Source organism: Aquirhabdus parva, assembly GCF_003351745.1.
Taxonomy (GTDB): domain Bacteria; phylum Pseudomonadota; class Gammaproteobacteria; order Pseudomonadales; family Moraxellaceae; genus Aquirhabdus; species Aquirhabdus parva.
This window is the reverse complement of sequence record NZ_CP031222.1, coordinates 415,140-441,721: the sequence shown is the minus strand read 5'-3', so window position 1 is coordinate 441,721 and position 26,582 is coordinate 415,140. Positions and strand designations below refer to the sequence as shown.

Here is a 26,582-nt window from a genome sequence, read left to right as displayed (position 1 = left end):
TTAAGTTGTCGATAGGATATAGGCTAAGGCCGCACCTTCGAATTTCTGCATGTTCCTGATATGACATGGTGAGCTCCCCACCCACAATCATGCATATCAAGATGTAGACTTAATTACCTATTTATTTACCTGTGGTGTTTCTTGCAAAAACCAGTCGCGCAACCAGATTAATAATCACGACATACAGTGAAATTAATGCGGCTCCAGCCCATGCCAAACTGATCCAACCATCGTCCGCACTCATCGCGAATTGAAAGATGGTATTTGGCAAGTTCGCAATCGGTTGACTAAGATCGGTTGAGTAGTAAGGGCTGTTCAACGCTGTGAATAACAATGGCGCTGTTTCACCACTGATCCGAGCAAGCGCAAGTAAGATACCTGTGATGATGCCGTTCTTCGCTGCAGGCAAACAAATCCGCAAGATCGCTTGGCGTTTTGATGAACCGAGTGCCAAGGAACCTTCACGCATCACATCCGGTACAAGAAGCAGCATGTTTTCCGTGGTACGGACCATGACCGGCACCGCAATAATCGCTAGAGCCACCACACCGGCATAACCCGAAAAGTGATGCATGGGAACAACCATGATGATGTAAACAAACAAACCAATCACGATTGATGGCGCAGATAAGAGCACATCATTCACAAAACGGATTAGCGATGCGAGCTTACTTTCACGACCGTATTCAGCAAGATATACCCCTGTAAATATGCCGATCGGTGCCGCGATCACCATGGCCAAACCGACCATCAAAAAGCTACCCACAATCGCATTCAGCAAACCACCTTCAGCCATAGGCGGTGGAGTGATTTGAGTAATCAAGGCCCAGTTGAATGAACCAAAACCACGTTGAATTACCGTGAATAAAATCCAGAATGGTAAAGCCATCCCCAAAATTGAAATCACAGTTGCAAGTGTTAAGACCGCCTTATTGACGAACTTTCTTTTGAAGTTAAAAAACGGAGTCATTGTATAAGTGGCCATTAGCTTTTCTTCACTTTATGAATGAGAGCGCGTGCAACAGCAAGCACAAGGAAGGCAATGAAAAACAAAATGAGACCAAGGGCAAGCAATGCTGACATGTGCAAATCATGTGCCTCAGCAAACTCATTCGCAATCACAGATGCAATACTGTTGCCTGAATCGAATAAACCGATACTGATAGTATTCACGTTACCGATCATGAACGTAACCGCCATGGTTTCACCCAGTGCACGTCCCAGTCCGAGCATCACACCACCAGTCAGCGCGACCTTGGTATGTGGAAGAACGATATCACGCGTTACTTCCCAACGATTCGCCCCCAGACCATAACCACCTTCTTTCAAAGTCTTTGGCACGACATCAAAAACTTCACGCATCACCGCAGTAATAAATGGGATGATCATGATCGCTAGAATCAGAGCCGCAGGCAGAAAACCAATCCCGATCGGTGGACCTGCAAAAATGTCTTTCAGAAGCCATACATGCTGGAACCATTTTGTCAGTAATGGTTGGATATGATCAGCAAGGATCGGTGCAAGAACAAACAGTCCCCACATGCCATAAATAATGCTGGGAATCCCGGCTAGCAATTCAATGATTGCATTCAAGGTAGCCCGGAAGCGATAAGGGCAAAGCTCTGTCAGAAAGAATGCGATAAAGAAACTGATCGGTACTGCAATAATCAGTGCAATAAACGACGTCACTAGGGTCCCGTAGACCGCAGGTAAAATCCCGAAGTGACCGGCGACTGGATCCCACTCTTTACTGGTAAAGAAACTGAGGCCCAACTGTTTAAACACAGGCATTGAGCCATCAACCAGCGTGAAAATAATTGCGCCGAGTACAATCAGTACCAGCAGAGCAATCCCCAGGACAATCACGCGGAATCTGGCATTACGGCCATTCTCGACTTTGATCAGTCGAGCAGCAGATGTTATCTCTGAAGTAATCATAATTACCTATCTAATCCAAGTTGCAAATCTTTGGGTGCTTTATAAATACAGCAATATCGTCGAAGACACTTTAGGTCATGCTTTTGAATTGGACGTGAACCTTACTGCAATCTCTTTAGCAGTAACCCGTTCCGTCTCCCCTATCTCTTGATGAACAAATCCTAATGGCGTCCATCTGTATAAAATATAAATCAAAAAACACAGTTCATATAAAGTCAAAAACAGAGCTACATGCGTTGATGTAGCTCTGAATTATTTATTTCATAAATCAGTCTAGTTATTCACTACTTACCAAACTGCTTTACCAGTTGCTGCATCTTTCACTTCAGTTTTCCAAGACGCTTGGATTAACTTAACAACGTTTGCTGGCATTGGAACATAGTCCAATTGTGCTGCAAGTGCGCCGCCATTTTTGAAAGACCAGTCGAAGTATTTGAACACTTCTTTAGATTGAGCGGGTTTGTCTGCTTTCTTTTGTAGTAATACAAAAGTAGCACCAGTGATTGGCCAGCTGTTCTTGCCTGGTTCGTTAGTCAACACTTCACCAAATGCAGGTGCTTTTGCCCAGTCAGCGTAGGCTGCTGCTGCTTGGAAAGTGGTGTCATCTGGCAATACATATGCGCCATCACGATTTTGTAGTTGGGTATAAGACAATTTGTTTTGTTTTGCATAGGCATATTCAACATAACCAATTGAACCATTGATACGTTGTACGTATGACGCTACACCTGCGTTACCCTTACCTGCAACGCCTTCTGGCCATGCAACAGTAGTATCGCTACCTACTTTGGTTTTCCAGTCAGCGCTGACTTTAGACAAGTAGTTTGTGAAGATGAATGTCGTACCTGAACCGTCTGCACGGCGTACTACAGTGATGTTTTCATCGATGTCTTTCAGGCTTGGGTTCAATGCAACCAGCGCTGGATCGTTCCATTGCTTGATTTTGCCCAAATAGATGTTTGCAAGTACATCACCAGTCAATTTAATTTGACCAGCTGCGATACCTTTGATGTTCAATACAGGAACAACACCACCCATGATTGCTGGGAACTGTGTCAAACCTTTTGCTTCCAAATCTTGTGGTGACAATGGCTTGTCTGATGCACCAAAATCTACAGTTTTTTCTGAAATTTGCTTGATACCAGCACCTGAACCGATAGACTGGTAGTTTAAACCAACGCCAGATTTAGCTTTGTACGCATCAGCCCACTTTGCAAAAACAGGAGCAGCAAAAGAAGAACCCGCACCAGTAACGTCAGCTGCATGAACAACGCCTACAGTTGCAGCAGAGACTAGAATAGATAACATCAAAGAAGTAATACGCATTATTTAGACCTCAAAATAGAGCCAACAATATCAATAAAAAACAGAATTCGTGAACGGTGCTATTAGACATGAGAATTGTGATACTTTTATGACAGTCTTCTTACAAACGACATCTTAGGCTTTTTTAATCACGAAGACGATACTTTTTTATCGACATTATCGTCATGACAAAACTCAATCACTCATGGGATCAAAATCACTTTAGTTTGCCAGAATCATCACCCAAATAGGCTGGACGTTGAGTCATCCTGTTCTGTTCACTGAATCACATTTAGTCGCTTTTATCACTAGATAAAACCAATCTTTAATGTAAGCGGCATATTTTTTTCCAAACGATAGCGATATCATAGTTCTACACCATCACAGCATTAAATGGAATTTACTCTATGATGCCTACCCGATTTAAACACAGTTGTTCCGCTATTCTGACATTAAGCCTACTCACCGCTTGTGCATCGTCTCCACCTAAAAACGCAACTGCGCGTATCGACTCACAATCAAAATTCTATCAACAGCTCGCCAGCACCCCCTTGCCATCTCATCTCCCTATTCCTGTCAAAGGCATATCTGCAGATCAACTGACAGATACTTGGGGTAATGCGCGCAGCCATGGACGCAGCCACGAAGGCATCGATATTCTGAGTAAGCGTGGTACTCCCGTTTATAGTACGACAGATGGGATTGTCAGTCGGATCAGCAGCTATGGCGCAGGGGGGAATGCTATTACGGTTGTTGGATATGCCTTGAGTCAACATTACTATGCCCACTTAGAAGGCTTCGGCAAATACCGCATCGGTGACACTGTAAAAGTCGGAGATACGCTGGGTTACGTCGGTAGTACGGGTAATGCAACAACCACACATCTGCACTATGGTATTTATTTATCGCCAAATCGAACTGCTGTAAATCCTTACCCATATTTGCGCTAAAATAAGACTTTGCATCATTTGAGTAAAGTCATGGACCTAGCGGAGCAACTTGCAGTATTTGCGGAAAAAGGGAACCAGCAGCGCATCCATCTTACTGATGGACGAACGTTGCAAGGATGGATCATGGAGATCAGAGAAGACGATCTGCTGATGAGTACGGGTTTTTCTGAAAAACAGGGCAAAGACGACTGGATTCCTTTCACATCAATCCATCTTGATCAGTTGCAATATTGGGATACCCAGCAGTCCCTCTGGGCGCCATTCACGATTGATCCACAATAAAGAAGACCGTACACAAAATATCCGTTCTGTTTTATCTTAAAATCGGGGAAAATATAGATGCTCCTCGATCCGCAACAAGGAAAACTCAATTGAGCCACTTATCCCTAACACCACAAGTTAGACGCAAACAGTCGATACAAGCGTGGATTCTCTTTTCTCTTATTATCGCGTTGAATTCCTGTAATCCTAATGAAGCGACCGATGATCAGCCCACTTCTCAGCTTCAAAATATAATAACGACATCCAGTGATGCTATAGACAGCAGTATCAATTCTGAACAATAAAAAAAGCCCTAAAGTTGATTAAACTTAAGGGCTCCAAATATTTTAGATCGCACTAACACGAAGACTTTAAAATCCTTCTATATTCCATAGCTTGAATAAATACAAATAAAAAGCCCGAGGCGATTACCTTGGGCTTTAATGTTTTATATTTCGAGTTTTATTATTTTCAGAAATTAAATGGTGTAGAAAGACAAAACCCCCATCTCGTAGGAGAAGGGGTTAAGTGTGTAGCTTTGAGCTACGAATAATGAGCTGACGATGCCCTACTCTCACATGGCGAATGCCACACTACCATCGGCGCAAAGAGGTTTCACTTCTGAGTTCGGGATGGGATCAGGTGGTTCACTCTTGCTATAGTCGTCAGCACAACTGTTAGGCTTGGTGATGCACGTTTGAAGTAGTCTTCGCACTGCTGTTTCACTTTGCCAATCTTACAGATTGGGCTGATTGAGTTGTCGCTAATTTTACTAAATCCGAATCAAGCGTGCAATGTTGATTGCGCTTTTGATCTATAACCTTTAAAGCCAACAACAACCGCTTGGGTGTTGTATAGTCAAGCCTCACGAGCAATTAGTATTCGTTAGCTTCATACATCGCTGTACTTCCACACCGAACCTATCAACGTCGTAGTCTTCAACGGCTCTTTAGGGGGTAAACCCCTGGGAGATCTAATCTTGAGGTGGGCTTCGCGCTTAGATGCTTTCAGCGCTTATCCCTTCCGAACATAGCTACCCGGCTGTGCCATTGGCATGACAACCGGAACACCAGAGGTTCGTCCACTCTGGTCCTCTCGTACTAGGAGCAGATCCTCTCAAATCTCCAACGCCCACGGTAGATAGGGACCGAACTGTCTCACGACGTTCTAAACCCAGCTCGCGTACCTCTTTAAATGGCGAACAGCCATACCCTTGGGACCTGCTTCAGCCCCAGGATGAGATGAGCCGACATCGAGGTGCCAAACACCGCCGTCGATATGAACTCTTGGGCGGTATCAGCCTGTTATCCCCAGAGTACCTTTTATCCGTTGAGCGATGGCCCTTCCATACAGAACCACCGGATCACTAAGACCTACTTTCGTACCTGCTCGACTTGTGGGTCTCGCAGTTAAGCGCGCTTTTGCCTTTATACTCTACGCGTGATTTCCGACCACGCTGAGCGCACCTTCGTACTCCTCCGTTACTCTTTAGGAGGAGACCGCCCCAGTCAAACTACCCACCATACATTGTCCCCGCCCCCGATCAGGGGGCTGGGTTAGAACCTCGACGTTACCAGGGTGGTATTTCAAGGATGGCTCCAATCGAACTGGCGTCCGATCTTCATAGCCTCCCACCTATCCTACACAAGTAAAGTCAAAGTTCAATGTAAAGCTGCAGTAAAGGTTCACGGGGTCTTTCCGTCTAGCCGCGGGTACACGGCATCTTCACCGCGATTTCGATTTCACTGAGTCTCTGCTGGAGACAGCGCCGCCATCATTATGCCATTCGTGCAGGTCGGAACTTACCCGACAAGGAATTTCGCTACCTTAGGACCGTTATAGTTACGGCCGCCGTTTACCGGGGCTTCGATCAAGAGCTTCGCTTTCGCTAACCCCATCAATTAACCTTCCGGCACCGGGCAGGCATCACACCCTATACGTCCACTTTCGTGTTTGCAGAGTGCTGTGTTTTTAATAAACAGTTGCAGCGGCCTGGTTTCTGAGGCTGCCAACAGCTCAAGGAGCAAGTCCTATCACCATCAGCAGCGTACCTTCTCCCGAAGTTACGGTACCATTTTGCCTAGTTCCTTCAGCAGAGTTCTCTCAAGCGCCTTGGTCTACTCGACCTGACCACCTGTGTCGGTTTCGGGTACGATTCCTGCATAACTGAAGCTTAGAGGCTTTTCCTGGAAGCTTGGTATCAATCACTTCGCTGTACAAGTACAGCTTGCTATCGGCTCTCAGCATAAAGAGTCCCGGATTTGCCTAAGACTCATGCCTACCACCTTCCACCTGGACAACCAACGCCAGGCTGATTTAACCTTCTCCGTCCCCTCATCGCATTATGCAGAAGTATCGGAATATTAACCGATTTCCCATCGACTACGCATTTCTGCCTCGCCTTAGGGGTCGACTAACCCAGCCCCGATTAACGTTGGACTGGAACCCTTGGTCTTTCGGCGTGCGAGTTTTTCACTCGCATTATCGTTACTCACGTCAGCATTCGCACTTCTGATATCTCCAGCATGCTTCTCAACACACCTTCACAGACTTACAGAACGCTCCCCTACCACTTGAAACAAGTTCAAATCCGCAGCTTCGGCTTCTAGTTTGAGCCCCGTTACATCTTCCGCGCAGGCCGACTCGACTAGTGAGCTATTACGCTTTCTTTAAAGGATGGCTGCTTCTAAGCCAACCTCCTAGCTGTCTATGCCTTCCCACATCGTTTCCCACTTAACTAGAAATTTGGGGCCTTAGCTGGCGGTCTGGGTTGTTTCCCTCTTGACTACGGACGTTAGCACCCGCAGTCTGTCTCCCGGATAGTACTCACTGGTATTCGGAGTTTGCATCGGTTTGGTAAGTCGGGATGACCCCCTAGCCGAAACAGTGCTCTACCCCCAGTGGTATTCGTCCGAGGCGCTACCTAAATAGCTTTCGGGGAGAACCAGCTATCACCGAGTTTGATTAGCCTTTCACCCCTATCCACAAGTCATCCCCCGGCTTTTCAACGACGGTGGGTTCGGACCTCCAGTGCCTGTTACGGCACCTTCATCCTGCTCATGGATAGATCACTCGGTTTCGGGTCTATACCCTGCAACTATACGCCCTATTCAGACTCGGTTTCCCTACGGCTCCCCTATACGGTTAACCTTGCTACAGAATATAAGTCGCTGACCCATTATACAAAAGGTACGCAGTCACGGAACAAGTCCGCTCCTACTGCTTGTATGCACACGGTTTCAGGATCTATTTCACTCCCCTCACAGGGGTTCTTTTCGCCTTTCCCTCACGGTACTGGTTCACTATCGGTCAGTCAGGAGTATTTAGCCTTGGAGGATGGTCCCCCCATGTTCAGACAAGGTTTCTCGTGCCTCGCCCTACTCGATTCATTTAGAGTGCCCTTTCGTATACAGGGCTATCACCTACTATGGCCGACATTTCCAGGTCGTTCTACTAAAACACTCTAAACTTAATGGGCTAATCCCTGTTCGCTCGCCGCTACTAAGGGAATCTCAATTGATTTCTGTTCCTACGGGTACTGAGATGTTTCACTTCCCCGCGTTCGCTTTGCAACACTATGTATTCATGTTGCAATACCTATCTTACGATAAGTGGGTTCCCCCATTCAGACATCTCCGGATCATAGGATTGTTGCCGCCTCCCCGAAGCTTTTCGCAGGCTCACACGTCTTTCATCGCCTCTGACTGCCAAGGCATCCACCATGTGCACTTCATTACTTGACTATACAACCCCAAACGGTCGTCTTAAATCCCAACTTCTGATCTAAGGCTTCTATTCAAAGTCTTGTTGATTGAACAACGTACAGCTTCAATGGTTATTTGACCAAAACGCTTGATTCAGTTTTAGGTGACTTATTCTCTGTACGATGAATAAGTCACAATTAACTACAACTCAATTTCCAATCTATTAAAGAGTACGATCTTGCGATCTATCTACACCTTCGTCAGGTCGCAGATCATTCAGGTAATCCAACATCACTAAGTGATGCCAAATCAACAGAGGTTAATAGTCAATCCGAAGATCTTTATTAAACTATGTTGACTTTACTTCCGTTCAACTTTCAAAACCTCACCAACTTAATGGTGGGTCTGGGCAGACTTGAACTGCCGACCCCACGCTTATCAAGCGTGTGCTCTAACCAACTGAGCTACAGACCCGTTCGCGGGGTACAACGCTAAACACTGCTAATTAAAGCATATGGTGGAGTCTAACGGAGTCGAACCGTTGACATCCTGCTTGCAAAGCAGGCGCTCTACCAACTGAGCTAAGACCCCATTCTTTTACAAGAACTCGGGAATGCTGACTCAATATTCAAGACTTAACTCAACCCCTAAGGCTGACTTATGCTTTGCATACTGTGTCTTTGTGAAGAACAACTTGTTGTGGATTCTTGCTGGCCCGATGGATTCGTTAAGGAGGTGATCCAGCCGCAGGTTCCCCTACGGCTACCTTGTTACGACTTCACCCCAGTCATCGGCCACACCGTGGTAAGCGCCCTCCTTACGGTTAGGCTACCTACTTCTGGTGCAACAAACTCCCATGGTGTGACGGGCGGTGTGTACAAGGCCCGGGAACGTATTCACCGCGACATTCTGATCCGCGATTACTAGCGATTCCGACTTCATGGAGTCGAGTTGCAGACTCCAATCTGGACTACGATCGGCTTTTTGAGATTAGCATGCCCTCGCGGGTTAGCAACCCTTTGTACCGACCATTGTAGCACGTGTGTAGCCCTAGCCGTAAGGGCCATGATGACTTGACGTCGTCCCCGCCTTCCTCCAGTTTGTCACTGGCAGTATCCTTAGAGTTCCCACCCGAAGTGCTGGCAAATAAGGAAAAGGGTTGCGCTCGTTGCGGGACTTAACCCAACATCTCACGACACGAGCTGACGACAGCCATGCAGCACCTGTGTTCTGATTCCCGAAGGCACTCTCGTATCTCTACAAGATTCCAGACATGTCAAGGCTAGGTAAGGTTCTTCGCGTTGCATCGAATTAAACCACATGCTCCACCGCTTGTGCGGGCCCCCGTCAATTCATTTGAGTTTTAGTCTTGCGACCGTACTCCCCAGGCGGTCAACTTATCGCGTTAGCTGCGCCACTAAGGCCTCAAGGGCCCCAACGGCTAGTTGACATCGTTTACGGCATGGACTACCAGGGTATCTAATCCTGTTTGCTCCCCATGCTTTCGCACCTCAGCGTCAGTATTAGGCCAGAAGGCTGCCTTCGCCATCGGTATTCCTCCAGATCTCTACGCATTTCACCGCTACACCTGGAATTCTACCTTCCTCTCCCATACTCTAGCTTGCCAGTATCGAATGCAATGCCCAAGTTAAGCTCGGGGATTTCACATTTGACTTAACAAGCCGCCTACGCGCGCTTTACGCCCAGTAATTCCGATTAACGCTCGCACCCTCTGTATTACCGCGGCTGCTGGCACAGAGTTAGCCGGTGCTTATTCTGCGGGTAACGTCCGACATTCACGGGTATTAACCGTGGTGCCCTCCTCCCCGCTTAAAGTGCTTTACAACCAAAAGGCCTTCTTCACACACGCGGCATGGCTGGATCAGGCTTTCGCCCATTGTCCAATATTCCCCACTGCTGCCTCCCGTAGGAGTCTGGACCGTGTCTCAGTTCCAGTGTGGCGGATCATCCTCTCAGACCCGCTACAGATCGTCGCCTTGGTGAGCCTTTACCTCACCAACTAGCTAATCTGACCTAGGCTCATCTGTTAGCGAGAGCAATAAAGCCCCCTTTCTCCCGTAGGACGTATGCGGTATTAGCGTTCGTTTCCGAACGTTATCCCCCACTATCAGGCAGATTCCTAGGCATTACTCACCCGTTCGCCGCTAAGTACCGAAGTACTCCGCTCGACTTGCATGTGTTAAGCCTGCCGCCAGCGTTCAATCTGAGCCATGATCAAACTCTTCAGTTTAATGTTTCATAGTGACTTGAGGTCACCAATCTTTGGCTCATCTTTCACTAGCTATATGTCACTTAAGACATCATTACTTCAATCATTACCTAAAATGAATTGCGAGTAATTTCTACCAATTACTAAATGATAATTTATCTCATCGTAACCAGCAAAAATCCACACAAGTTGTTCTTCACAAGTTCTTAAAGAGTCTTTCGTAAAATCAAAACCTAGAGCCCATTGACTCATCAATCCCAATCTCACCCGCTACGTCCATCGTCTGGTTCGCTGCGGTAGGAGGCGTATTCTACAGAAGTTTTTCTCATTGTCAACGTTAATCTTTATCTATTTTTAATTCGTGCAACACACGTTCTAAAAATCTACAAACACAACCGCCAAAACTACTCAAACATCCGCCAAAACACTTAAGCTACTGTTTTTCTTACTTATTTCTAAGACAGTCAACGTCGCTGTGGGGTGCATTCTATACATTTCCTCAACCCTGTCAAACCCTTTCTTCAATTATCAAACTAGATGGTCAGTTTGTAGGCAATATTCATGTTTTTGGGCGTTTTTAAGACAAACTCATAGTGCCTTTTTTGATGAAATAGAAGAAGCCGTAAAGAGTACTGCTATCGCACAATTGGCCGGGCAATATCCGCGAGTTAGAAAACGTCATTCATTATGCCCTCCTCGTTTGCCAAGACTCGGTGATCAAGCCCGAGGATCTACAAATCGGCAGTTCGGAACTCCGCAACCAGCACTCCCCAACATCGTCAACCCATAAGCTTTTAAGCCCAAAAACTCAGTACGATGACCCCATTGAACAGTTGGAAGCTGCGCTGATTGATCTCTTTGAAACAAACCCCGATGCGCTTTTCGACAAAATAGAAGAGGCTGTGATGAGTAGTGCATTTAGATATTGTCATCGCAACCAGGTACAGACTGCTAAGCTACTCGGTATCAGCCGTAATATCGTTCGCGCACGCTTGCTTAAGATTGGAGAGATCAAGGCTGAATCTGAGAGTATTGCCTAGTATGTATACGTTATTCGGTTAATAAACAGACTTAATAAAAAGCCCAAGGTAAAAACCTTGGGCTTTAATGTTTTATATTTCGGGTTTTATTATTTTCAGATCTTAAATGGTGTAGAAAGACAAAACCCCCATCTCGTAGGAGAAGGGGGTTTTGTGTGTAGCTTTGGGCTACGAATAATGAGCTGACGATGCCCTACTCTCACATGGCGAATGCCACACTACCATCGGCGCAAAGAGGTTTCACTTCTGAGTTCGGGATGGGATCAGGTGGTTCACTCTTGCTATAGTCGTCAGCACAACTGTTAGGCTTGGTGATGCACGTTTGAAGTAGTCTTCGCACTGCTGTTTCACTTTGCCAATCTTACAGATTGGGCTGATTGAGTTGTCGCTAATTTTACTAAATCCGAATCAAGCGTGCAATGTTGATTGCGCTTTTGATCTATAACCTTTAAAGCCAACAACAACCGCTTGGGTGTTGTATAGTCAAGCCTCACGAGCAATTAGTATTCGTTAGCTTCATACATCGCTGTACTTCCACACCGAACCTATCAACGTCGTAGTCTTCAACGGCTCTTTAGGGGGTAAACCCCTGGGAGATCTAATCTTGAGGTGGGCTTCGCGCTTAGATGCTTTCAGCGCTTATCCCTTCCGAACATAGCTACCCGGCTGTGCCATTGGCATGACAACCGGAACACCAGAGGTTCGTCCACTCTGGTCCTCTCGTACTAGGAGCAGATCCTCTCAAATCTCCAACGCCCACGGTAGATAGGGACCGAACTGTCTCACGACGTTCTAAACCCAGCTCGCGTACCTCTTTAAATGGCGAACAGCCATACCCTTGGGACCTGCTTCAGCCCCAGGATGAGATGAGCCGACATCGAGGTGCCAAACACCGCCGTCGATATGAACTCTTGGGCGGTATCAGCCTGTTATCCCCAGAGTACCTTTTATCCGTTGAGCGATGGCCCTTCCATACAGAACCACCGGATCACTAAGACCTACTTTCGTACCTGCTCGACTTGTGGGTCTCGCAGTTAAGCGCGCTTTTGCCTTTATACTCTACGCGTGATTTCCGACCACGCTGAGCGCACCTTCGTACTCCTCCGTTACTCTTTAGGAGGAGACCGCCCCAGTCAAACTACCCACCATACATTGTCCCCGCCCCCGATCAGGGGGCTGGGTTAGAACCTCGACGTTACCAGGGTGGTATTTCAAGGATGGCTCCAATCGAACTGGCGTCCGATCTTCATAGCCTCCCACCTATCCTACACAAGTAAAGTCAAAGTTCAATGTAAAGCTGCAGTAAAGGTTCACGGGGTCTTTCCGTCTAGCCGCGGGTACACGGCATCTTCACCGCGATTTCGATTTCACTGAGTCTCTGCTGGAGACAGCGCCGCCATCATTATGCCATTCGTGCAGGTCGGAACTTACCCGACAAGGAATTTCGCTACCTTAGGACCGTTATAGTTACGGCCGCCGTTTACCGGGGCTTCGATCAAGAGCTTCGCTTTCGCTAACCCCATCAATTAACCTTCCGGCACCGGGCAGGCATCACACCCTATACGTCCACTTTCGTGTTTGCAGAGTGCTGTGTTTTTAATAAACAGTTGCAGCGGCCTGGTTTCTGAGGCTGCCAACAGCTCAAGGAGCAAGTCCTATCACCATCAGCAGCGTACCTTCTCCCGAAGTTACGGTACCATTTTGCCTAGTTCCTTCAGCAGAGTTCTCTCAAGCGCCTTGGTCTACTCGACCTGACCACCTGTGTCGGTTTCGGGTACGATTCCTGCATAACTGAAGCTTAGAGGCTTTTCCTGGAAGCTTGGTATCAATCACTTCGCTGTACAAGTACAGCTTGCTATCGGCTCTCAGCATAAAGAGTCCCGGATTTGCCTAAGACTCATGCCTACCACCTTCCACCTGGACAACCAACGCCAGGCTGATTTAACCTTCTCCGTCCCCTCATCGCATTATGCAGAAGTATCGGAATATTAACCGATTTCCCATCGACTACGCATTTCTGCCTCGCCTTAGGGGTCGACTAACCCAGCCCCGATTAACGTTGGACTGGAACCCTTGGTCTTTCGGCGTGCGAGTTTTTCACTCGCATTATCGTTACTCACGTCAGCATTCGCACTTCTGATATCTCCAGCATGCTTCTCAACACACCTTCACAGACTTACAGAACGCTCCCCTACCACTTGAAACAAGTTCAAATCCGCAGCTTCGGCTTCTAGTTTGAGCCCCGTTACATCTTCCGCGCAGGCCGACTCGACTAGTGAGCTATTACGCTTTCTTTAAAGGATGGCTGCTTCTAAGCCAACCTCCTAGCTGTCTATGCCTTCCCACATCGTTTCCCACTTAACTAGAAATTTGGGGCCTTAGCTGGCGGTCTGGGTTGTTTCCCTCTTGACTACGGACGTTAGCACCCGCAGTCTGTCTCCCGGATAGTACTCACTGGTATTCGGAGTTTGCATCGGTTTGGTAAGTCGGGATGACCCCCTAGCCGAAACAGTGCTCTACCCCCAGTGGTATTCGTCCGAGGCGCTACCTAAATAGCTTTCGGGGAGAACCAGCTATCACCGAGTTTGATTAGCCTTTCACCCCTATCCACAAGTCATCCCCCGGCTTTTCAACGACGGTGGGTTCGGACCTCCAGTGCCTGTTACGGCACCTTCATCCTGCTCATGGATAGATCACTCGGTTTCGGGTCTATACCCTGCAACTATACGCCCTATTCAGACTCGGTTTCCCTACGGCTCCCCTATACGGTTAACCTTGCTACAGAATATAAGTCGCTGACCCATTATACAAAAGGTACGCAGTCACGGAACAAGTCCGCTCCTACTGCTTGTATGCACACGGTTTCAGGATCTATTTCACTCCCCTCACAGGGGTTCTTTTCGCCTTTCCCTCACGGTACTGGTTCACTATCGGTCAGTCAGGAGTATTTAGCCTTGGAGGATGGTCCCCCCATGTTCAGACAAGGTTTCTCGTGCCTCGCCCTACTCGATTCATTTAGAGTGCCCTTTCGTATACAGGGCTATCACCTACTATGGCCGACATTTCCAGGTCGTTCTACTAAAACACTCTAAACTTAATGGGCTAATCCCTGTTCGCTCGCCGCTACTAAGGGAATCTCAATTGATTTCTGTTCCTACGGGTACTGAGATGTTTCACTTCCCCGCGTTCGCTTTGCAACACTATGTATTCATGTTGCAATACCTATCTTACGATAAGTGGGTTCCCCCATTCAGACATCTCCGGATCATAGGATTGTTGCCGCCTCCCCGAAGCTTTTCGCAGGCTCACACGTCTTTCATCGCCTCTGACTGCCAAGGCATCCACCATGTGCACTTCATTACTTGACTATACAACCCCAAACGGTCGTCTTAAATCCCAACTTCTGATCTAAGGCTTCTATTCAAAGTCTTGTTGATTGAACAACGTACAGCTTCAATGGTTATTTGACCAAAACGCTTGATTCAGTTTTAGGTGACTTATTCTCTGTACGATGAATAAGTCACAATTAACTACAACTCAATTTTTCCAATCTATTAAAGAGTTTCTCAGCCTTCGTCAGGTCAGAGATATTCAGCAATTTCTCAACACTACAGTGTCGATCAATCAACAGAGGTTAGTATTAGCTACTAAGCTATGTTGACTCTTAATCTTTCATTCCGACTTTCAATTTCCTAATCGCTTAGAAAATGGTGGAGTCTAACGGAGTCGAACCGTTGACATCCTGCTTGCAAAGCAGGCGCTCTACCAACTGAGCTAAGACCCCGTATTCAGTTCATTTAACCCAAACCATTACGATTCGCACTAAATTTCACCTATTCAGCTGGCTAGTGGTGGGTCTGGGCAGACTTGAACTGCCGACCCCACGCTTATCAAGCGTGTGCTCTAACCAACTGAGCTACAGACCCGCAGGCCAGCTTCGCTCGTCATTTAACTGTTTTACTTGTTTAGATCACTGTCTTTTACAGACAACGATGCAAACAATACAGTCTAGCGACTTGCTTGCTTTTGTGAAGAACAACTTGTTGTGGATTCTTGCTGGCCCGATGGATTCGTTAAGGAGGTGATCCAGCCGCAGGTTCCCCTACGGCTACCTTGTTACGACTTCACCCCAGTCATCGGCCACACCGTGGTAAGCGCCCTCCTTACGGTTAGGCTACCTACTTCTGGTGCAACAAACTCCCATGGTGTGACGGGCGGTGTGTACAAGGCCCGGGAACGTATTCACCGCGACATTCTGATCCGCGATTACTAGCGATTCCGACTTCATGGAGTCGAGTTGCAGACTCCAATCTGGACTACGATCGGCTTTTTGAGATTAGCATGCCCTCGCGGGTTAGCAACCCTTTGTACCGACCATTGTAGCACGTGTGTAGCCCTAGCCGTAAGGGCCATGATGACTTGACGTCGTCCCCGCCTTCCTCCAGTTTGTCACTGGCAGTATCCTTAGAGTTCCCACCCGAAGTGCTGGCAAATAAGGAAAAGGGTTGCGCTCGTTGCGGGACTTAACCCAACATCTCACGACACGAGCTGACGACAGCCATGCAGCACCTGTGTTCTGATTCCCGAAGGCACTCTCGTATCTCTACAAGATTCCAGACATGTCAAGGCTAGGTAAGGTTCTTCGCGTTGCATCGAATTAAACCACATGCTCCACCGCTTGTGCGGGCCCCCGTCAATTCATTTGAGTTTTAGTCTTGCGACCGTACTCCCCAGGCGGTCAACTTATCGCGTTAGCTGCGCCACTAAGGCCTCAAGGGCCCCAACGGCTAGTTGACATCGTTTACGGCATGGACTACCAGGGTATCTAATCCTGTTTGCTCCCCATGCTTTCGCACCTCAGCGTCAGTATTAGGCCAGAAGGCTGCCTTCGCCATCGGTATTCCTCCAGATCTCTACGCATTTCACCGCTACACCTGGAATTCTACCTTCCTCTCCCATACTCTAGCTTGCCAGTATCGAATGCAATGCCCAAGTTAAGCTCGGGGATTTCACATTTGACTTAACAAGCCGCCTACGCGCGCTTTACGCCCAGTAATTCCGATTAACGCTCGCACCCTCTGTATTACCGCGGCTGCTGGCACAGAGTTAGCCGGTGCTTATTCTGCGGGTAACGTCCGACATTCACGGGTATTAACCGTGGTGCCCTCCTCCCCGCTTAAAGTGCTTTACAACCAAAAGGCCTTCTTCACACACGCGGCATGGCTGGATCAGGCTTTCGCCCATTGTCCAATATTCCCCACTGCTGCCTCCCGTAGGAGTCTGGACCGTGTCTCAGTTCCAGTGTGGCGGATCATCCTCTCAGACCCGCTACAGATCGTCGCCTTGGTGAGCCTTTACCTCACCAACTAGCTAATCTGACCTAGGCTCATCTGTTAGCGAGAGCAATAAAGCCCCCTTTCTCCCGTAGGACGTATGCGGTATTAGCGTTCGTTTCCGAACGTTATCCCCCACTATCAGGCAGATTCCTAGGCATTACTCACCCGTTCGCCGCTAAGTACCGAAGTACTCCGCTCGACTTGCATGTGTTAAGCCTGCCGCCAGCGTTCAATCTGAGCCATGATCAAACTCTTCAGTTTAATGTTTCATAGTGACTTGAGGTCACCAATCTTTGGCTCATCTTTCACTAGCTATATGTCACTTAAGACATCATTACTTCAATCATTACCTAAAATGAATTGCGAGTAATTTCTACCAATTACTAAATGATAATTTATCTCATCGTAACCAGCAAAAATCCACACAAGTTGTTCTTCACAAGTTCTTAAAGAGTCTTTCGTAAAATCAAAACCTAGAGCCCATTGACTCATCAATCCCAATCTCACCCGCTACGTCCATCGTCTGGTTCGCTGCGGTAGGAGGCGTATTCTACAGAAGTTTTTCTCATTGTCAACGTTAATCTTTATCTATTTTTAATTCGTGCAACACACGTTCTAAAAATCTACAAACACAACCGCCAAAACTACTCAAACATCCGCCAAAACACTTAAGCTACTGTTTTTCTTACTTATTTCTAAGACAGTCAACGTCGCTGTGGGGTGCATTCTATACATTTCCTCAACCCTGTCAAACCCTTTCTTCAATTATCCTTCCGGATGATCAGTTTGTAGGCGAAATGCGAAGTTTGTATGGTTTTAAGACGTTTTAAAGCTTTTTAGAGTAGTGTGTTTTATTGCTCGTCATAAATTGCAAATTTTCGGGCCAGTAAGCTACATGCCACAATCGTAAAAGACTGTACGGTGCTATAGCTAAATAAAGGAATCGAAACCACCAAATTGCCATATTTGTTTAAATTAAAGAACGAGCTCATGGCAGGGCTATGGCTGATAAAAAAGATGTATGGAACAACAAGTAAAAATATAGTGGCGAGAAGCACAGGTTTTTTGGCGAACTTATTCCTTTTAATAGCAAGATTCGCTTGATGAATTCTTTCTTTATTCAAGCCCATCAACACACATATAAAATAAATCAGAACCAGTGGAATATAAGCATCGACCAAGAATCGACAGGCTCCGATCCCACCACTGTTGATGGATGAGGGTAAATAACCTGTATATCCATTTAATTCAGTCTTATACACTAATGCAATAACAGACAGCACGAATCCTCCGATAAAGAAAAAATATCGGAATGGCTCGAAAAGCTTCACCGCATCGTAAATGAAGATTTCATTGATGGTGCTTTTCCAGACTTTGGCTCTCTCGCGAATACTAATGACCCGATCTCCTATTTTCGCTGGCTCAAATAACTACCTGACTTGATACCATCTATTGTTATGCGTTGTCTGCCATCCGCTGCTGTAAAAAAGCTGTCAACGCTTCTACACGACCATGATTCGATAAAATACGAGGCAGCCCGAGAATGATTTCCACCTCGCCATCTATCGTACATAAAACAACGAAGGGTGTACCTGGCTGTGGAAGCGCCACCATATCATCCACGGTGAAACCCGGTGCACTCATGCCTTCTACATCCAACCGCCCCAAATTAGAGATCAAAAATGTCTCTAAAGGCTTCCTTGTCAAATAATTCTTCTCCGTACGTCCCAGCAATTGATCAAACCAACGTAGTGGTAACCAACGGGTCAGATTTAAAATCGGTGCAAAAGCGGCATCACGCTTGGCATCGAGTAAAGCCTGTAGCCGCTCTTTAAAGACACCGATTCCATCGCCCTTTTCCAATCGCACCAACACCATGCTGCTAAAATTGGTTGTCGAGATTAAACCTGGTGCATGACGACGTAGATCAACAGGGATCGCCACCATCACTGGCAAGTCGCTACGCTGATGTGCAAACTCGGCCAGTGTCACGGCCAAATGAGCTAACAGTTGCTTGCGCACAGGACCCAACTTAATCCGCCACCAATCGTCGCCCTGCGTATCGCCTTCAGGCTCTCCTGTAAGCCAACATGTCGGCCGATGCATGGACTCACTCTTCGGGGCTTGTACGGCGAGCATCAAATCGACATCACTAAAGGAAGCATTACTGCCGAGCAATGGCTCTCCGCGCAAAGCACGGAACAACTCATAGAGCACATGAAAGCTACCCATACCATCTACGATAGCATGGAGCGTACGTAAAATAACCAATAAACGACCATGGCCTTGATTAGCGATAATGAATTCGACAGTTGGGCCCTCACGCAGAGATAAAGGCGTCTCGGTAATGAACTCCGCACCCGCACTTGAGTTTAAATCCCAAGTGCATTCATCAATCATCCGCAATCGGGGTGGTAAACCATCGCTGGTCCAACGTGAGAATCCCAGACTGCCATTCCAGCGCAATCGCAGTCCAGGATTCACCGCAGTGATCTGATCAATGGCGCGTTGCCAATCTTCTGCTTGCAGTGAACCATCAGTAACGCCGGCTAACGCAAAGATGACCTTGCGAGGGCCTTCAAGCGTCTTTGGGCTTGCGCCCACGCTGGCATGATAGTACTCCGGCGTTGAAACACGCCGATTGATTTCTACCACGGGCTTTAAGGAGGGCAAACGTGATAACGCATCAACCTGTTCTAAGGGCATCGACGATCTCCAGACGTGAAGCCCGTATCGCAGGCAAAACGCCACCTAATACACCCATGAATAAAGAGAACAACATGACTTGCAATACAATAGCAGGCGTCAAAATCAGTTTGAAGACCACCTCAGAAAAAGTCTGAATATTGGTCGTTGAGATTTCAACGAACTGCATAAATGACGCACCGATTAATCCAAAAACACCCGCAATAAAACCCAGTAACATCGCTTCTTGTAAAAATGCCGAGACAATATTGCTTCTTTGAAATCCTAAAGCCCTCAGAGTACCGATTTCTCGAGTGCGATTTGCCACACTGGAATACATGGTAATCATCGCCCCAATCACCGCCCCCACCGAAAAAATAACCGTGATGGTATTACCCAGAATATCGATAAAATTGGTCATCTTCTCAGACTGATCGGCGTAAAACAGAGACTCACGGCGGATATCCACATTCAAACGAGGCTGTTGTTTCACGGCTTCGGCAAAGACATCGTAACTGACGCGATCCCGGAGATTCACGACCACCGAAGAGTAACTCTGACGACGGAAAGCTTGCATCATTTGCTCACCATCTCCCCACACCTCAGAGTCAAAGCCACTTGCTCCTGCATCGAAGACCCCGACGATCCGCCACTCACGTAAACCAAAGCTCATCGTATCGCCTAAACGTAACCCTAACTTTCCACGGGTTAAGCCTTTACCAATAATGACCTCTGAAGAGCCCGGTCTAAACTGTCTTCCAGATTGAATATGAATTTGGGGCCGCATATGCAAGCCATTTTCACTCGTGCCCCGCACCACAATATTCGCCAAGCCCCCGCCATCTTTACGTGGCATGTTCACCAGTACCAACACTTCAGGTGACAAAATAGGATTCCCCACGCCGTCACTGGATAAACCCGGTAATGACGAGAGAATATTGGCCTGCTCACGACTGATCGTACTCTGTACTTCAGTTTGAGAGCCCTGTCGTATAATCATGACATTGTCATAGGAACCCGTTCCAGAGAGGGTTTGACGCAAACCTGCAGAGGTCATCAATACTGCTGCAAATACAAAGACCACCAGCGCCATACCACTCGCGGTCAAAATAGTAGTGAGTTTACGTACCACGAGATTACGGGCTACATATGAAAAAGATAATCCACGTTTCATATGTCCCCCCTTAAGTCACAGCACGCAGGCCATCCACAATTCTCACCCGAGAACTGTTGATGGCTGGAGCCAGTGAAGCCATGACGCCAATGAGTAAGGAGGCGATCACTTGCAAGATAATCGTCATCGGCATGACCTCAAAAACCAAAAACAAATCACGCGTGGCTGAGAAAAATGCCTTCGATAAAGGAAAAGTCAGTGCAATCCCAAGACCACCACCGAGGAGTGCCATCGTGACCGACTCACCAATAATCAGACTGTAGACAAAGGCGTGACTAAAGCCCAAGGCTTTTAGAGTCGCATATTCTCGAGTACGCTCACGTGCGGCCATCGCCATGGTGTTTGCCATCACAGCCATGATGATCAGGACAACCACATAAGCGACAGTTTGAATCGCAAGTAATATGGTATCGACCATCGAAATAAATCCCAGTTGAAAAGCTTTTTGCGTTTCGGTGCGAGTTTCTGATAAAGAATTACGAAATAAGCTATCAATGCTTGCTGATGTAATCGCGGCATTGGCAGGATTGCTACTATCAATCACAAAGATGCCGACACGATCGGCAAGTGAAGGGACCAATGCCTTGATGTTTTCATTGACATACGCCCAATGCATAAGGAACTGACTGGTATCCACCTTATCATCACGCCCGTGATAGATGCCACGAATGGTGAAACTCCATGTCCCTGGATAAATCGTACCTCGAAGAGGTACTTGATCCCCCACTTTCCAGCCATATTTATTGGCCGTTTTACTACCGACTACCACACCCCGGCGATCATGCTGAAATGCCGCAAGTTCAGTGGGGTCAATCACATATTCAGGATAGACCTTAAAATAACTTTCAGGATCAACGGCAAACTGAGGAAAGAAATGTTTTTCGTCAATATATATCCCGCCAAACCAGTTCGCCCACGTAACGGCATTGATACCTTGAAGACGACGAATTCGTTCGCCATAACTGAGTGGCAGTGGAAAAGCCAGAGAAGCCGCGTTGCGCGTGATCAGACGACCCGAAGCGCCTAGCTCAGCGCCCGCATACCAAGAGTCCACCACAGTACGTAGCAAACCAAAAGAAATGATTGCAACCGCAATTCCGGCAATAGTCAGTACCGAGCGCAGACGACTCCGCCACATATTCCTACTGGCGAGACGAAAAATATAGGCGGCCTTCATCTCAGTGATCTTCTGTTGCTGAGATTAAAACACCTTTTTCAAGGTGAATGAGGCGTTTGGCTCGTGCAGCTGATTTCGGATCATGCGTCACCATGACAATGGTTTTCCCTAACTCAGAATTTAAGCGATCCAAAAGACTCAGAACATCATCCGCCGACTGTCGATCCAGATCGCCTGTCGGTTCATCCGCAACAATGAGCGTAGGGTCTGTGATCAATGCACGCGCAATCGCCACCCGTTGCTGCTGCCCTCCAGAAAGCTCATTGGGATAATGGTCCATCCGATCACTCAACCCCACCATGGACAATGCGGTCTCTACATGCTCACGGCGCTGAGACTTATTCAGTCCCGTCAACAAGAGTGGTAACTCAACATTTTCAAATGCATTCAAGACTGGCATTAAGTTATAAAACTGAAAAATAAAACCGACATTGCCTGCACGCCAGGTCGCAAGTTCACTTTCTGGTAAAGCGGCAATATCCACATTGCCGATCAGTAGCGAGCCGCTGGTTGGTTTATCAATACCCGCGATCAAATTCAGCAGCGTGCTTTTGCCTGATCCTGATGGCCCCATCAGCGAGACATAATCTCCCTCAGCAATTTCAAGATTAATATTCAATAGCACAGGAACCAGCTGATTAGCCCGTTGATACGTCTTGACCAGATTACTAATGCTAATCAGCGTAGGCATCAATGTGTCTCCGGCAGTTTTAATAACGTGCCATCAACGATTTTCTTGGCTGGCTCTAAAACAAGGACCTCTCCCACCTTAAGATTGCCTTGAATAGCGCGCACACCACTCAACTGTGCGCCCACCGTCACAGGAATCTCCTGAGCCGTGTTCTTGGCCGACAGGGTATAAACCACATCATGATCATGACGCTTGACGATTGCCTGCGGGCTCACGGCAAGCACGGGCTTGTTTTGATCTACGGGGACTTGCTTGGACAAGAAACTCACGCGAGCACTCATGTCTGGCAGTATTTTGGAATCGATATCAATAATCCGCACCTTGGTAGTCACCGTGGCACTAGCACGATTGACCGCAGGAACCACTGCGCTCACCTCACCGCGGAAACGGCGATCAGGGAATGCATCTAAAGCGATTTCACAGGGCTGCCCGACACTGATACTCCCCAGTGAGGATTCAGACACATCGGCATTCACTTCTAAAGTGCTCATATCCGCCATCACTGCAACAGCACCCTTTGCATCAGCAGCGGATGAGAGTGGTGTGACAATGTCCCCGACATTGGCAGAGCGCGCAATAACGACACCATCAAAAGGTGCGCGGATTTCGGTATAGTCCAGCGCGCTCTGCGCATTGTCCTGATTCGCTCTTGCCGCAGCCAAAGTGGCTTGCGCACCTGCAACCGATTGTTTTGCGCGTGTCACGCGTGAGAGTGCCTCATGCATCGTAATCTGCGCGACCAAGCCTTTGTTATAAAGAAAAGAGACGCGGTGTAAATTGTCATTGGCATCGCTGAGTACCGTTTGTGCGGAGAGCACCCCTGCGGCTGCGCCATCACTGTTTGCGACTGCCGCTTTATAGGCTGATGCAACATCATGGTTTTCAAGACGAGCAATCACCGTGCCCTGTTTGACATGCTGACCTTCGCTCACACCAAGCCATTCCACACGTCCGGTTCCCTTCGAAGCCACAGCCGCCTTGCGTCGTGCAACCACATAGCCCGTAGAATCAAGTAGGACATACTGCTGAGATGGCCAAGCACTGACCACCTGCGTGGTCTGTACCAGCACTGCCGAAGGAAAGAAATGAAAATAAGCCAAAGCTGCAACGAAGAGTAGCACAAGGATATGCCACACTTTGACACGGCGTTTCTTCGTCACGGTTGGGGATGAAGTCTGCTGACGGTCCACCCTTAACTTATTGATATCAATGTCACTCAAGGTGTAATTCCTGTATTCGAAAAATGCTGTTGAAAGGCCGTAATGAGTTCATCAAGCTGACCATGATCGTTATAGGTTGCTGGCGCAGCTATACTGACTACGGTGTAATTCGGGTAATTGATAAAAACAACATTGAGCTTACCGACTGCCCCCGGAATACCGTAGAGCATGTGCGCATCGAAGCCCTCAAAAGAATAATCTTGCGGCACAAAATTGCCCATGGACACAATGCCACCACTGGGCAATGCTGGCGTGACCGTATGTAAAATGGCATCTACCTTCGGCATCAGTTGCCTTAGCATGAGCCAAACGGGCATCCAGAGCAGTTTACGAATCCCAGGAAACTGTCGACAATCTGCTTTTGCACGGATCTTGCCAATGAGCTGCTGCATCAATTGACGTGACGTTGCATTGGGTGGCACGGTCAGCCGCACATAGCCGGTCAAATTGCCGATACTCATTTCATTCGTACGGAGGCCGCGATAATCGATTGGAATAGTAAAACCGACATCTCCCTCTTCACGTTTACGGGCCCACTCTGCCAAAAAAACCGCTGTCCGTGTCAGCATTTGCGAGACATTATTATCAATCACTGTACGACGCCAAATATATGCAAGGGGCTGTTGTGTATGATCAACAGCAGGCGGTATAACAGGAATACAATTGGAGGGAGGCTGAGGAGGCTCAGGCTCTATTTGGTTTTCATACTGCGCTTGTATATCCAGATCAGTCAGGGATGAATCTGAGCCATGCAGCGCATCGCCACGCATCGCACGACAGATCTCATTAACCCAATGCAGACAACCACGACCGTCAAAAGCAGCATGCAGTGCTCGAAAAACAATCCGCGTATACCCATCACGACACGGCACAACCAACACGTCAACTACAGCCCCACCGCGCATCACATCAAAACGCTCTTTAAGAAACGCCGCTCCCCGCTCACTATTCCCGTCCCAGTCCGATAAAGGCATCTCACGCACCTGCGGTGAAATACCACTATCAACCCATTTGGTATAAGCGAGAAAGCCACGCAAGCGAACGCGAATCGCGGGATTGGCGGCTGCGGCTTGATCTACTGCACGTTGTAACTGAGCAGTGTCCACATGACCCCGACCTTCAAGGATAGCATCGACATGGTAGCGATAGACCCTATCCAGCACTAAAGAGTAACGTTCCAATGCAGATAGACGGCGGACATAGCGAGGTTGACTCATATTGGCTCCTCAGTCGCTATTTGCGCCATTGAACTTGCACTGCAACGATAGATAATCGTCCGGCTTGGCACATTCGCCTGTGGCAAATTCCAGAGACTTGCAACCTCCCCCGTAATAAACGACTCAACCTGACCAAAACCACTGGCACGCAAATCTTGAGCAACATCTTCGCGATTACGTTGATCGTAAGCAAAATCACCCTTACCAAACAGTTTCACTCGAAAAAAATGCAGAATAGCGCCTAACCAGCTCCGAGCGGGTTCCTCACTTAAGGGAATATAGTCAAAGAGATAGACCCCATCTGTCGTATTGACTAATCGTGCAATCGACTGCCATATCGGCAGTTGCTGCTCACGGGTAAAATACATCATCAGGCCTTCGGTAATTACCGCCGTACGTCGATCAGCAAAATTTGCGACAAAGTCCAGCGTCAGAATATTATCTGGACGCAGTTTGAAGTTATCACGGGCCAAAACTTGTCGGCCTTCAGCACTTTTCTGGAGTTGCCTTTCTTTGAAAGTGATCATATCGGGCAAATCGATTTCAATATATTCCTGTGCGGGGTCTGCACTCACACTGGCCCCGCGCGGTGAAAAGCCGCAAGCAACCTCCACTGTACGAGTACAGCCCGACTGCTCACGCAAGTAATCTATCGCTGTGTGACGATGCAAAAGCTGATGACGTAGAGAAAACGTTTTGGGATTTAAAAAGGTATAAAACACCATATAGCGATTTACAAAACTAAAAACGCGTTCAGAGTCCGCGGGTGTCACCGCATCAGAACCCGGCAAGCCTGCCCATTGCCATGTGCCTGCCGTATAAAGTGCCGATACCGCGACATTGTCCTTATTCGTGTCCATTATTCGGATTCCGTGATGCGTTGCGTTTTTTTATTTAAATACTGTTCAAGGATTTGCCGTAGTGTATCGGGTGCCTCCACAGGCACATAATGACCGCAGTCCAACAAGCGCAATTCGGCATTGGGTAGAGTCTCATGCAAATGATGCCCTGCCGCAAGACACGGTGATGCACGGCCATAAATAAGAAGAACGGGTTGGGTATAGTCCCGAAGGTCCTCATCACGTTCAACATCCATCGCCAAGACATCGGCAACGATACTCGTTCCAAACAACAGCGACTCTAGGCGTTTATGGATCCGTTCCCGTCTTCGACCACGCACGTCGTTGACCAAGTAAGGCTGTTCATTAATCCACTGTGCCAACACAGAACTTGATTCTGCAGCCACCAAACTAGGTGCAACCCATTGCTTCGCTGGCATAGGTGCGTCGACCAGCACCAACCGACGAACGAGGTGTGGGAAACGTAGTGCAAAGCGCAGTGCGATCAGAGCTCCCATACTATGACCAACAAGATCAACAGGTTGACGTCCAGCCAAACAATGATTCAATACAGCAAGCAAATCCTGAACCTGACTATCCAGATCAAAACCTTGCGGTGGCAGACTACTGTTGCCATGTCCACGTAAATCATAAAGCACCACACGACTTGAAGTCGCAAGTGGAATAGCGATGGAGGTATACCACGTCGCCATATTGCCCGAAACCAAGCCATGCAGCAGGACGACGGGCTCACCATCCTCTGGCCCTAAGCTTAAAGTAGACAGCTCAACATCATGATGAATAACTGTCCGCAT

General features: G+C 47.7%; 15 protein-coding genes, 4 tRNA genes and 6 rRNA genes. 3 read left to right on the top strand and 22 right to left on the bottom strand.

Annotation, left to right across the window (positions count from 1 at the left end; all coding sequences use genetic code 11):
• Nucleotides 1-121: 121 nt before the first annotated feature.
• The 3 genes from pstA to pstS form a co-directional block, all read right to left on the bottom strand.
• Complete coding sequence (pstA, locus tag HYN46_RS01990; RefSeq protein ID WP_114897867.1) at nucleotides 122-985, bottom strand: phosphate ABC transporter permease PstA; 864 nt, start codon at nucleotides 983-985, stop codon at nucleotides 122-124.
• Nucleotides 985-1,938 carry a phosphate ABC transporter permease subunit PstC gene (gene pstC / locus HYN46_RS01985; RefSeq protein ID WP_114897866.1) on the bottom strand — a complete coding sequence of 318 codons (954 nt, stop codon included), beginning with the start codon at nucleotides 1,936-1,938 and terminating at the stop codon, nucleotides 985-987. The genes pstA and pstC overlap by 1 nt, the downstream gene beginning before the upstream one ends.
• Nucleotides 1,939-2,226: 288 nt before the next feature.
• Nucleotides 2,227-3,264, bottom strand: a complete 1,038-nt coding sequence (gene pstS, locus HYN46_RS01980; RefSeq protein WP_114897865.1) for a phosphate ABC transporter substrate-binding protein PstS — start codon at nucleotides 3,262-3,264, stop codon at nucleotides 2,227-2,229.
• 389 nt (nucleotides 3,265-3,653) lie between these two features.
• On the opposite strand from pstS, the gene HYN46_RS01975 reads away from it, so the two are divergent.
• Both HYN46_RS01975 and HYN46_RS01970 read left to right on the top strand, forming a co-directional pair.
• On the top strand, nucleotides 3,654-4,193 hold the full coding sequence (locus HYN46_RS01975; RefSeq protein ID WP_114900525.1) for a M23 family metallopeptidase: 540 nt from the start codon (nucleotides 3,654-3,656) through the stop codon (nucleotides 4,191-4,193).
• 30 nt (nucleotides 4,194-4,223) lie between these two features.
• Entirely contained in the window at nucleotides 4,224-4,475 is a 252-nt protein-coding gene (locus HYN46_RS01970; RefSeq protein ID WP_114897864.1) for a hypothetical protein, read from the top strand.
• A gap of 534 nt (nucleotides 4,476-5,009) precedes the next feature.
• Here HYN46_RS01970 and rrf (HYN46_RS01965) read toward each other — a convergent pair.
• The 5 genes from rrf (HYN46_RS01965) to HYN46_RS01945 all read right to left on the bottom strand — a co-directional run bounded on the left by rrf (HYN46_RS01965) (nucleotide 5,010) and on the right by HYN46_RS01945 (nucleotide 10,409).
• A 5S ribosomal RNA gene (rrf, locus tag HYN46_RS01965) occupies nucleotides 5,010-5,124 on the bottom strand.
• Between the two features lie 184 nt (nucleotides 5,125-5,308).
• Nucleotides 5,309-8,197 (bottom strand): 23S ribosomal RNA (locus tag HYN46_RS01960).
• A gap of 358 nt (nucleotides 8,198-8,555) precedes the next feature.
• A tRNA-Ile gene (locus HYN46_RS01955) sits at nucleotides 8,556-8,632 on the bottom strand.
• A gap of 41 nt (nucleotides 8,633-8,673) precedes the next feature.
• Nucleotides 8,674-8,749, bottom strand: a tRNA-Ala gene (locus tag HYN46_RS01950).
• A gap of 137 nt (nucleotides 8,750-8,886) precedes the next feature.
• Nucleotides 8,887-10,409 (bottom strand): 16S ribosomal RNA (locus HYN46_RS01945).
• A 611-nt stretch (nucleotides 10,410-11,020) separates the two neighbouring features.
• Between HYN46_RS01945 and HYN46_RS01940 the strand changes: the two genes are divergently transcribed.
• On the top strand, nucleotides 11,021-11,428 hold the full coding sequence (locus tag HYN46_RS01940) for an AAA-type ATPase lid domain-containing protein (RefSeq protein WP_114897863.1): 408 nt from the start codon (nucleotides 11,021-11,023) through the stop codon (nucleotides 11,426-11,428).
• A 180-nt stretch (nucleotides 11,429-11,608) separates the two neighbouring features.
• Here HYN46_RS01940 and rrf (HYN46_RS01935) read toward each other — a convergent pair.
• The 14 genes from rrf (HYN46_RS01935) to HYN46_RS01870 all read right to left on the bottom strand — a co-directional run bounded on the left by rrf (HYN46_RS01935) (nucleotide 11,609) and on the right by HYN46_RS01870 (nucleotide 26,582).
• Nucleotides 11,609-11,723 (bottom strand): 5S ribosomal RNA (gene rrf / locus HYN46_RS01935).
• 184 nt (nucleotides 11,724-11,907) lie between these two features.
• Nucleotides 11,908-14,796 (bottom strand): 23S ribosomal RNA (locus HYN46_RS01930).
• A gap of 340 nt (nucleotides 14,797-15,136) precedes the next feature.
• Nucleotides 15,137-15,212: transfer RNA gene (locus tag HYN46_RS01925), tRNA-Ala, on the bottom strand.
• A 65-nt stretch (nucleotides 15,213-15,277) separates the two neighbouring features.
• Nucleotides 15,278-15,354: transfer RNA gene (locus tag HYN46_RS01920), tRNA-Ile, on the bottom strand.
• A 148-nt stretch (nucleotides 15,355-15,502) separates the two neighbouring features.
• Nucleotides 15,503-17,025 (bottom strand): 16S ribosomal RNA (locus HYN46_RS01915).
• The 16S, 23S and 5S rRNA genes sit together here with 4 tRNA genes alongside, the layout of an rRNA operon.
• Before the next feature lie 590 nt (nucleotides 17,026-17,615).
• On the bottom strand, nucleotides 17,616-18,047 hold the full coding sequence (locus tag HYN46_RS01910) for a hypothetical protein (protein ID WP_114897862.1): 432 nt from the start codon (nucleotides 18,045-18,047) through the stop codon (nucleotides 17,616-17,618).
• Nucleotides 18,048-18,219: 172 nt separating this feature from the next.
• Complete coding sequence (locus HYN46_RS01905; RefSeq protein WP_114897861.1) at nucleotides 18,220-19,470, bottom strand: hypothetical protein; 1,251 nt, start codon at nucleotides 19,468-19,470, stop codon at nucleotides 18,220-18,222.
• Nucleotides 19,451-20,623 carry an ABC transporter permease gene (locus HYN46_RS01900; RefSeq protein ID WP_114897860.1) on the bottom strand — a complete coding sequence of 391 codons (1,173 nt, stop codon included), beginning with the start codon at nucleotides 20,621-20,623 and terminating at the stop codon, nucleotides 19,451-19,453. Before HYN46_RS01900 ends, HYN46_RS01905 begins: the two co-directional genes overlap by 20 nt.
• A 10-nt stretch (nucleotides 20,624-20,633) precedes the next feature.
• On the bottom strand, nucleotides 20,634-21,800 hold the full coding sequence (locus tag HYN46_RS01895) for an ABC transporter permease (RefSeq protein ID WP_114897859.1): 1,167 nt from the start codon (nucleotides 21,798-21,800) through the stop codon (nucleotides 20,634-20,636).
• A gap of 1 nt (nucleotide 21,801) precedes the next feature.
• On the bottom strand, nucleotides 21,802-22,491 hold the full coding sequence (locus HYN46_RS01890) for an ABC transporter ATP-binding protein (RefSeq protein ID WP_114897858.1): 690 nt from the start codon (nucleotides 22,489-22,491) through the stop codon (nucleotides 21,802-21,804).
• The gene (locus HYN46_RS01885; protein ID WP_114897857.1) at nucleotides 22,491-23,711 is read right to left on the bottom strand and encodes an efflux RND transporter periplasmic adaptor subunit; all 1,221 of its coding nucleotides are present in this window, start codon (nucleotides 23,709-23,711) and stop codon (nucleotides 22,491-22,493) included. Before HYN46_RS01885 ends, HYN46_RS01890 begins: the two co-directional genes overlap by 1 nt.
• Complete coding sequence (locus HYN46_RS01880) at nucleotides 23,708-24,928, bottom strand: hypothetical protein (RefSeq protein WP_114897856.1); 1,221 nt, start codon at nucleotides 24,926-24,928, stop codon at nucleotides 23,708-23,710. Before HYN46_RS01880 ends, HYN46_RS01885 begins: the two co-directional genes overlap by 4 nt.
• Nucleotides 24,925-25,788: a class I SAM-dependent methyltransferase gene (locus HYN46_RS01875; RefSeq protein ID WP_114897855.1), complete on the bottom strand. Its 864-nt coding sequence runs from the start codon at nucleotides 25,786-25,788 to the stop codon at nucleotides 24,925-24,927. The genes HYN46_RS01880 and HYN46_RS01875 overlap by 4 nt, the downstream gene beginning before the upstream one ends.
• On the bottom strand, nucleotides 25,788-26,582 hold the full coding sequence (locus HYN46_RS01870) for an alpha/beta fold hydrolase (RefSeq protein WP_114897854.1): 795 nt from the start codon (nucleotides 26,580-26,582) through the stop codon (nucleotides 25,788-25,790). The genes HYN46_RS01875 and HYN46_RS01870 overlap by 1 nt, the downstream gene beginning before the upstream one ends.

What these genes read in the sequence shown, in the direction of transcription:
- pstA (WP_114897867.1), bottom strand. Translation starts at nt 985, where the DNA reads ATGGCCACTTATACAATGACTCCGTTTTTTAACTTCAAAAGAAAGTTC.
- pstC (WP_114897866.1), bottom strand. Translation starts at nt 1,938, where the DNA reads ATGATTACTTCAGAGATAACATCTGCTGCTCGACTGATCAAAGTCGAG.
- pstS (WP_114897865.1), bottom strand. Translation starts at nt 3,264, where the DNA reads ATGCGTATTACTTCTTTGATGTTATCTATTCTAGTCTCTGCTGCAACT.
- HYN46_RS01975 (WP_114900525.1), top strand. Translation starts at nt 3,654, where the DNA reads ATGCCTACCCGATTTAAACACAGTTGTTCCGCTATTCTGACATTAAGC.
- HYN46_RS01970 (WP_114897864.1), top strand. Translation starts at nt 4,224, where the DNA reads ATGGACCTAGCGGAGCAACTTGCAGTATTTGCGGAAAAAGGGAACCAG.
- HYN46_RS01905 (WP_114897861.1), bottom strand. Translation starts at nt 19,470, where the DNA reads ATGCCCTTAGAACAGGTTGATGCGTTATCACGTTTGCCCTCCTTAAAG.
- HYN46_RS01900 (WP_114897860.1), bottom strand. Translation starts at nt 20,623, where the DNA reads ATGAAACGTGGATTATCTTTTTCATATGTAGCCCGTAATCTCGTGGTA.
- HYN46_RS01895 (WP_114897859.1), bottom strand. Translation starts at nt 21,800, where the DNA reads ATGAAGGCCGCCTATATTTTTCGTCTCGCCAGTAGGAATATGTGGCGG.
- HYN46_RS01890 (WP_114897858.1), bottom strand. Translation starts at nt 22,491, where the DNA reads ATGCCTACGCTGATTAGCATTAGTAATCTGGTCAAGACGTATCAACGG.
- HYN46_RS01880 (WP_114897856.1), bottom strand. Translation starts at nt 24,928, where the DNA reads ATGAGTCAACCTCGCTATGTCCGCCGTCTATCTGCATTGGAACGTTAC.
- HYN46_RS01875 (WP_114897855.1), bottom strand. Translation starts at nt 25,788, where the DNA reads ATGGACACGAATAAGGACAATGTCGCGGTATCGGCACTTTATACGGCA.
- HYN46_RS01870 (WP_114897854.1), bottom strand. Translation starts at nt 26,582, where the DNA reads ATGCGGACAGTTATTCATCATGATGTTGAGCTGTCTACTTTAAGCTTA.